This is a genomic window from Rhodohalobacter sp. (assembly GCF_041686455.1).
Lineage (GTDB): Bacteria > Bacteroidota > Rhodothermia > Balneolales > Balneolaceae > Rhodohalobacter.
Genome location: NZ_JAWLDW010000139.1, coordinates 1 through 6339, shown reverse-complemented (window position 1 = coordinate 6339; position 6339 = coordinate 1). Strand labels below are relative to the sequence as shown.

Sequence of the window (6339 nt, the reverse complement as noted above, 5' to 3'; positions counted from 1 at the left end):
GTAAATTGAATAATTAGAATCTTTTTCTTTCGCCGTGTTGCACTTATTACTTGAACTCAGATTCCATAAATATTACCCATAGCAACATAACCGTCTCTTCAGAGAGGTAACATGTGGTAGAACTTGTTGAGCAAACATTTGATCCCGTGCCGTTAGGTACGGAATATGGGTAGTATAAAAGAAGTTAAAAAATATCCCACGAGTCCCGCAGGGACGACTCACATAAGATCTTTTAATAACCACAGTCCCATGTATCATTAAAAAAAGAGGGGAGAAAATGGCCAATACCTACACTCAAATCCACATTCATGTAATCTTTGCAGTTCAAAACAGACAAAGTCTGATTCATAAAAAATGGCGCGCCGATTTGTTCAAATATATTTCCGGAATCATTACAAACCATGAGCACAAAGCCCTTCAAATCAATGGAGTTGCTGACCATATTCACCTTTTGATTGGATTCCGTCCCACACAAAGCTTATCCGAATTGGTGAAATATGTTAAACAGGATTCCTCCAAATGGGTTAATCAAAATAAATACATCAACGGCCGGTTTTCCTGGCAAAAGGGTTATGCAGCTTTTTCACATTCCGCCTCTCAGGTCTCACAGGTAATTCGGTATATCCAAAATCAAGAGATGCATCACAAAAAGGAAAGTTTCCGTGAGGAGTATCTCGATTTTCTAGACAAATATGAGGTCGATTTTGACGAGCGCTATATATTTAAACCGGTATCGTAGATTCATGTTGCGTACCTAAAGGCACGCATAAAGAAAGATGGGTTCTCGGCTATTTCTACCCATGTTTTGTCTCTATGAGACAATAACTCCCTTAAGGTTTCGAGGTCAAAAATTTACAAGTAATTTAAACCCGCTAAATCCGTCTTATTTGCCACGGCAAACAAGCATATATGCATGACAATGAACCAACACATTGCCGTCTGCTATGGAGTATGAATCTACGTCCTTTTATAATTCTTCATTTTTAACCTTGGTTTAAAAATGTCTCGTCAGAGACGTGACATGGGTAGAGTTTAGACCATAAATTCAATGGACCCCGTGCCTTTAGGTACGGAATGTGGGTGGAAAAATAAGGCCGAAAGATGAAAAAAGTCCCGTCAGGGACGACACCCTTCCCGCTCAACAAATCCGACGAACAATTCTTCTTATCTTCAACTAAATTGGCAATATTGCTGATGAACCCATTTAAATAACACCCTGATTCAAAGATGAAACCTAAATCCCTTCTCATCATCGGTTCCATTTTCATGGCTTTTGCCGTTGCGTTCGGTGCCTTTGGCGCACACATCGTACAGGATATGCTGACGCCGGAGCGTTTTGAGGTTTATAAAACCGGTGTTGAATACCATTTCTACCACGCCATCGGTCTGCTTCTGATCGGGGTCGCATCGTTTCACCTTGAGAAATCTGCCTGGCTTATATGGAGTAGCCGGCTGATTATTATCGGAATCCTCATTTTCTCCGGCAGCCTCTACATCCTTACACTTACCAATACAGGCTGGCTCGGTGCAATTACTCCTCTTGGTGGTGTAGCGTTTATTTTGGGGTGGAGTTTCTTTGCCGTGAGTGCTTCCAAAGAATCAAAAAATCAAAACTAACCTATAGCCGAAATCTGTTTCTTATGGGGCTGAAGGCAGACCGAGACTCATTAAGTCCATTCCGGAATAGGAAAAGCATTTTACATCTAATTACTGCGCAATTATTACTAATCTGAGTACATTTGACAAATGTCCAATACAAATTTCATACTACTCACTTTTGCACTATTTCTGCTCTCAGGCACAGATTTAAACGCAAAACAGGCTAGCTCCAATGACGGGGACTATAGCATCAGGGCTCACAAGTTGTCAGATAATGAATCTGTTCAACTCGATGGTCATTTGAATGAATCGATATGGCAACGCATACTTCCAACAAAAAACTTCACCCAGAAGGATCCACAAGAGGGGGCAGAACCTTCAGAAGAAACTGAAATCTACATCGCATACGATGAGGCAAATTTATACATCGGTGCAATGCTTTACGACAGCAATCCTGATCAAATCCTGGCTTATCAAAAACGGAGAGATCAGGGGCTTGGAGCTGACGACCGATTTATGTGGATTCTTGATACGTTTAATAAGGGACGGAATGCCTATTTTTTTGAGACAAACCCCGCTGCTCTTCGCGGTGACGGCCTGCTAACTGTAGGTCAGGGCACCAGTCTGAATAAAGCCTGGGACGGTATATGGGATGCCAAAACTCAAATAACCGACCAGGGCTGGTCTGTTGAAATTCGTATCCCATTCAGATCACTCGATTTTGATCCGGAAAACACAACCTGGGGCATCAACTTTCAGCGCACGATCCGAAGAGTAAATGAAGAAATCCTCTGGTCTGGATGGAAACGAAATCAGGGACTTTTTCGGCCTCAAAATGCAGGAATCCTAACCGGTCTCACCAACTTATCTCAGGGACTCGGTCTGGAAGTTAAACCATATGTAACCGGTACCCGGAATATGAGCGATCCTTCCGGCGAAGAACGTTCCATTGACAAATCCATGGATGCAGGGTTTGATGTATCGTACAGCTTCACCCCAAGTGTTCGAGCTTCATTGACAATAAATACTGATTTTGCTGAAACAGAGGTAGATCAACGGCGGGTAAACCTCTCCCGTTTTCCGTTACGATTCCCGGAACAGCGTGATTTTTTCCTTGAAGGTTCCGGAATTTTCAGCTTTGTACCGGCAAGCGGTGTTGAACCATTTTTCAGCAGACGGATTGGGCTCGTTGGCGGACAACCAGTCCCCATCACCGGTGGTCTGCGCATTTTGGGCAGGGAAGGCAATACCAATATTGGACTTTATCAAATCAGAACAGGAGAAAGTGATATTAGTTCGACTGAAGACTTTACGGCTGCACGCCTTTCTCAAAATATCTTTTCGGAGAGTTCAGTAGGGCTTATCTATACTCGCCGAGGGCAGACCGAAGACACACCATTTGATACAGGCCATACTTTAGGAACGGATCTTGAATTGGGAACATCTTCATTTCTCGGAAGCAAGAATTTACAATTTCAAGCCTTTTTTGTCTGGCATAACGAAGAAAACCCCGAGATATCAAGTCAGGTTTGGGATCGTACAAGCAGAGGTATTCGACTTAACTACCCGAACTTTCCTTTTTACAGCTGGGTATCCTACAGGGAATTTGGCTCATCATTTAATCCGGCTGTCGGGTTTACTCGCCGGAATGGTTTTCGAAGGCTTCAGCCAACCGCAGGGTATAACTGGGTCTTTTCCGAAAATCCAGTTCTCCGATCCTGGGAGATTCAATTACGATATGAACACCTCACTAATCTCGATTTTGAACCCGAAACCATAAATGCCACTCTAACTCCCGTTGAAATTCAGTTTGAAAGCGGAGAACAGATTGAATTAAGCGTAAGCAGATCCTTTGAAAAAATCTATGAAGGGTTTGACATCCTGCGTGATGGAACTGTAATTATCCTTCCGGGGAATTACAAAAACTGGGGTGTAGATGCCGAATTTGAAACAGCCAGCTTCAGAAGAATATCAGGGGAAATCGAGTATAGCTACGAAGGTTTCTGGACAGGTACCCGACAGGGTCTGCAACTTGGAGGGACCATTCGGCCCTATATAGGCATCAATCTTTCTGCCAATTGGTCGAATAGCCGGGTAGAACTTCCTGAAGCATCATTCACTACCAACCTGTTTGTGATTCGAAGCAATATTGATTTTACTCCCGATATTGCCTTTACACAAATCGTTCAATATGATGATTTGAGTGATCTTCTTGGCCTCTACAATCGATTTCGTTGGACCATCACTCCGGGCTCGGATCTGTTCCTGGTTTTTTCTCGTAATTGGATAGATACAGGTAATCGACTGGAAGCGATTCAATCTCAGGCTGCTGTAAAAATCAACTATACGCACCGGTTTTGATTCACTTGTGATGCCAAAAATGTACTTCTTACACTCTTTTTGACAGCCAGATGATGTGGATTCTGTGAGTAGCTAAAGCACATAATTACTCATACTTAATTCATTTAAACCTTTTATTTTAATTTGTATAACTGTTTTGAGAGTTATCGTAGATAAACAGAATCACACATACATAAATGTCACCATCAGACAATCAAAATAGCCGGAACAACAACCATCTTCTTTTAGACAGTCTTACTGCCCTCCTGCTTTTTGCAGCCGTTGTCGGAAGTGCTTTCTGGGTAATCGGTGATATGTCTGATGGATCTGTCACCGTTTTTCATGTATTTGTCGCCGCGTCAATCACAGCCGTCGCAACCGGTTTCGGAGCTCTTCCTTTTCTTTTTGTAAAAAAATTTGACAACATATGGCTCGGAATTGGAAATGCCATGGCAGCCGGCCTGATGTTCGGGGCCAGCATTGGTTTGGTATATGAAGGATTTACAACAGAAGGAGTAACCTACTCTTACCTGAGAGTTATTGTAGGAGCTTCACTAGGCGGTATCCTGGTTTACTTTTCTCAAAAATTTCTCAACAACAGAGAAGAAGACTACTCCATTGGTAAGGTACAGGGTGCAGATGCCATTAAAATGCTGATGATTGTGGGAATCATGACTGTTCACTCTTTTGCTGAAGGAATCGGTGTTGGCGTCTCATTTGGTGAAAGCAACACATTTGGTGCATTCATTTCTATCGCTATTGCAATTCATAATATTCCTGAGGGCCTGGCCATTAGTTTGATTCTGATCCCAAGAGGAACAAGTGTTCGAAAAGCTGCATTCTGGAGTATTTTCAGCAGTTTACCTCAACCTCTAATGGCCATTCCGGCCTTCCTTTTTGTATTGATATTTAAGGAGTTTCTTCCTTTTGGACTGGGGCTCGCAGCAGGCGCTATGTTCTGGATGGTTTTTAAAGAGTTGATCCCGGAAGCTAAAGAAGAACTGGGCATAAAGCAGATTTACATTATCATGTCAGTTACGGCAGCTGCAATGATTATATTTCAATTTGTCATCGAGGGGTAGCAATCATATGGCACATTCTCATACTCACAGTTATAGCGGCAAAACGATTTCTCGTCTCTGGATTACTTTTTTCCTGAATCTTGGAATTAGCGTCGCTCAGCTTATCGGCGGATTCCTGTCCAACAGTATGGCGCTCATCTCCGATGCGGTTCACAACCTAAGCGACACCGGCTCAATAGGTGTATCGCTCATTGCCAGAACATTTGCCAGGAAAGATGCCAATAAGCAGATGACCTTCGGCTATAGGCGGGCCGACATAATCGGCGCCTTTATCAACCTTATCATACTGGTAGCTGTCTCACTATTTCTGATTAAAGAGGGAATAGAAAGATTTTTACAACCTCAGGAAATAGATGGAAGTATTATGTTTTGGGTTGCCCTGGTGGGTCTGACGGGCAACGTTCTTTCCGTTTATATTCTCCATTCTGATTCAAAAAGCAGCCTGAATATAAAAAGTGCATACGTTCATCTTATTGGAGATGCGGCTGCCTCCTTTGCAGTCATTGCCGGTGGTGTTTTAGTTCTGTACTATGATCTCTTTATCGTTGACCCGATATTAACTATCGGAATAGCAATTTATATTATGTATTCCAGCTATCGAATGCTTCAGGAAACCATCTCTATACTGATGGAGGCCACGCCTGAAGATGTCGATATAGACTCCATCAAAAATGAGCTGGAGTCCGTTTCAAATGTGAAGGATGTGCATCACATACATGTCTGGAAAATCGACGAACATCACAAAATGTTGGAGTGCCACGTCTATATTGACGAGTCGCAAAGCAACAAAATCGAAAAAATTAAATCGGAGTTAAAAGATCGGCTTTCCGATCGTTTTGATATCACTCACTCCGCCATAGAGTTTGAGCTGAAACCCTGCGAAAGCAGTACTCACCACTCCTGATTAACTCGATGCACATTTTAATACAAAATGATTTTTACGGATGAATATTGAATCTTTTCACGACTATTGCCTTTCCTTTTCTGGAATAGCCGAAGAATTTCCGTTTGATGAGACTACACTAGTTTTTAAAGTGATGGGAAAGATGTTTGCCTTTTGTGATGTGGATGAGTTTGAAAGCATCAATTTAAAATGCGATCCAGTAAAAGCAGTTGAGCTGAGGGAAGAGTATCCCGGGCTGGTTGAACCGGGTTATCATATGAATAAAAAACACTGGAATACAGTAAGCATGCAGGGAAATCTGCCGGATGATTTAATCAAGAAGTGGATAAAGGATTCTTATGATCTTGTGGTGGCAAAGCTGCCAAAGCACGACAGGGAAAAGCTCTAGATATTTATTGAATCAAAACAGACATG

6 protein-coding genes are annotated in these 6339 nt (G+C 42.4%); all 6 read left to right on the top strand.

The window, feature by feature from the left end; translation table 11 throughout:
• Window positions 1–277 precede the first annotated feature (277 nt).
• The 6 genes from tnpA to ACESM0_RS12110 all read left to right on the top strand — a co-directional run bounded on the left by tnpA (window position 278) and on the right by ACESM0_RS12110 (window position 6313).
• A complete protein-coding gene (gene tnpA / locus ACESM0_RS12135) occupies window positions 278–739 on the top strand; it encodes an IS200/IS605 family transposase (RefSeq protein WP_372906474.1) in 462 nt (153 codons plus the stop codon).
• Between the two features lie 488 nt (window positions 740–1227).
• Complete coding sequence (locus ACESM0_RS12130; RefSeq protein ID WP_372906473.1) at window positions 1228–1617, top strand: DUF423 domain-containing protein; 390 nt, start codon at window positions 1228–1230, stop codon at window positions 1615–1617.
• Between the two features lie 129 nt (window positions 1618–1746).
• Window positions 1747–3960: a carbohydrate binding family 9 domain-containing protein gene (locus ACESM0_RS12125; RefSeq protein WP_372906472.1), complete on the top strand. Its 2214-nt coding sequence runs from the start codon at window positions 1747–1749 to the stop codon at window positions 3958–3960.
• Window positions 3961–4253: 293 nt separating this feature from the next.
• Window positions 4254–5021 carry a ZIP family metal transporter gene (locus ACESM0_RS12120; RefSeq protein WP_372906475.1) on the top strand — a complete coding sequence of 256 codons (768 nt, stop codon included), beginning with the start codon at window positions 4254–4256 and terminating at the stop codon, window positions 5019–5021.
• Window positions 5022–5028: 7 nt separating this feature from the next.
• Complete coding sequence (locus ACESM0_RS12115; RefSeq protein WP_372906471.1) at window positions 5029–5925, top strand: cation diffusion facilitator family transporter; 897 nt, start codon at window positions 5029–5031, stop codon at window positions 5923–5925.
• A 40-nt stretch (window positions 5926–5965) separates the two neighbouring features.
• Window positions 5966–6313 carry an MmcQ/YjbR family DNA-binding protein gene (locus ACESM0_RS12110; RefSeq protein WP_372906470.1) on the top strand — a complete coding sequence of 116 codons (348 nt, stop codon included), beginning with the start codon at window positions 5966–5968 and terminating at the stop codon, window positions 6311–6313.
• Window positions 6314–6339: the final 26 nt, after the last annotated feature.

Coding starts and splice junctions, on each gene's coding strand:
- tnpA (WP_372906474.1), top strand. CDS start 278: ATGGCCAATACCTACACTCAAATCCACATTCATGTAATCTTTGCAGTT.
- ACESM0_RS12125 (WP_372906472.1), top strand. CDS start 1,747: ATGTCCAATACAAATTTCATACTACTCACTTTTGCACTATTTCTGCTC.
- ACESM0_RS12130 (WP_372906473.1), top strand. CDS start 1,228: ATGAAACCTAAATCCCTTCTCATCATCGGTTCCATTTTCATGGCTTTT.
- ACESM0_RS12115 (WP_372906471.1), top strand. CDS start 5,029: ATGGCACATTCTCATACTCACAGTTATAGCGGCAAAACGATTTCTCGT.
- ACESM0_RS12120 (WP_372906475.1), top strand. CDS start 4,254: ATGTCTGATGGATCTGTCACCGTTTTTCATGTATTTGTCGCCGCGTCA.
- ACESM0_RS12110 (WP_372906470.1), top strand. CDS start 5,966: ATGAATATTGAATCTTTTCACGACTATTGCCTTTCCTTTTCTGGAATA.